Origin of the sequence: Parachlamydia sp. AcF125 (genome assembly GCF_018342475.1) — a bacterium.
Classification (GTDB): domain Bacteria; phylum Chlamydiota; class Chlamydiia; order Chlamydiales; family Parachlamydiaceae; genus Parachlamydia.
Window position 1 is genome coordinate 1 of record NZ_JAEMUD010000006.1, and the last position, 1678, is coordinate 1678.

The window sequence follows — 1678 nt, forward strand, 5'->3', positions numbered from 1 at the left end:
GACCCACATATTTAGAATATAACAAATACTCAAATTTTCAAAGTTTTTTTACTTGAGAATTTGATCTTGGTTCAGATTGAATGCTGACGGCGTGGATGAGGCATGCAAGTCGAACGAAACGGGCAACCGTTTAGTGGCGGAAGGGTTAGTAATACATGGGTAACTTGCCTTTAACTTTGGAATAACGATTGGAAACGATCGCTAATACCAAATGTGGTGGAGCAACACAAGTTGATTTCATCAAAGTGGGGGATCGCAAGACCTCGCGGTTAAAGAGAGGCCCATGGGATATCAGCTAGTTGGTGTGGTAACGGCACACCAAGGCTAAGACGTCTAGGCGGATTGAGAGATTGACCGCCAACACTGGGACTGAGAACTGCCCAGACTCCTACGGGAGGCTGCAGTCGAGAATCATTCGCAATGGGCGAAAGCCTGACGATGCGACGCCGTGTGAGCGATGAAGGCCTTAGGGTCGTAAAGCTCTTTCGCCTGGGAGCAAGAGAGGCTGGCTAATATCCAGCAGATTTGAGAGTACCAGGTAAAGAAGCACCGGCTAACTCCGTGCCAGCAGCTGCGGTAATACGGAGGGTGCAAGCATTAATCGGATTTATTGGGCGTAAAGGGCGCGTAGGCGGGAACATAAGTCAGATGTGAAATCCCGGAGCTCAACTCCGGAACAGCATTTGAAACTATATTTCTTGAGGGTAGGCGGAGAAAACGGAATTCCACATGTAGCGGTGAAATGCGTAGATATGTGGAAGAACATCGGTGGCGAAGGCGGTTTTCTAGCTTATTCCTGACGCTGAGGCGCGAAAGCAAGGGGAGCAAACAGGATTAGATACCCTGGTAGTCCTTGCCGTAAACGATGTATACTTGGTGTAGCTGGACTCAACCCCAGCTGTGCCGGAGCTAACGCGTTAAGTATACCGCCTGGGGAGTACGCTCGCAAGGGTGAAACTCAAAAGAATTGACGGGGACCCGCACAAGCAGTGGAGCATGTGGTTTAATTCGATGCAACGCGAAGAACCTTACCCAGACTTGACATGCAAAAGACAGCTTTAGAGATAAAGTGTTCCTTAGGGACTTTTGCACAGGTGCTGCATGGCTGTCGTCAGCTCGTGCCGTGAGGTGTTGGGTTAAGTCCCGCAACGAGCGCAACCCTTATCATTAGTTGCCAACACGTGAAGGTGGGAACTCTAGTGAGACTGCCTGGGTTAACCAGGAGGAAGGTGAGGATGACGTCAAGTCCGCATGGCCCTTATGTCTGGGGCTACACACGTGCTACAATGGTCGGTACAGAAGGCAGCAAAGCCGCGAGGTGAAGCAAATCCCAAAAAGCCGATCTCAGTTCAGATTGTAGTCTGCAACTCGACTACATGAAGATGGAATTGCTAGTAATGGCGAGTCAGCAACATCGCCGTGAATACGTTCCCGGGTCTTGTACACACCGCCCGTCACATCATGGGAGTTGGTTTTACCCGAAGCCGCTGACTTAACCGCAAGGGGAGAAGCGTCGAAGGTGAGGCTGATGACTGGGATGAAGTCGTAACAAGGTAGCCCTATCGGAAGGTGGGGCTGGATCACCTCCTTTAAGGACAGGCAAGATAACTTTAGGTTATCTTCCAGGTTGGGCAAGCTCTATAAGCTTGACACATTGTCTTCTTTTCACTGTCAAATG

The 1678-nt window shown here is 49.9% G+C and carries 1 rRNA gene; it reads left to right on the forward strand.

The annotated features are described in order from the left end of the window. Positions 1-48: 48 nt before the first annotated feature. Positions 49-1591, forward strand: a 16S ribosomal RNA gene (locus PARA125_RS09600). Positions 1592-1678: the final 87 nt, after the last annotated feature.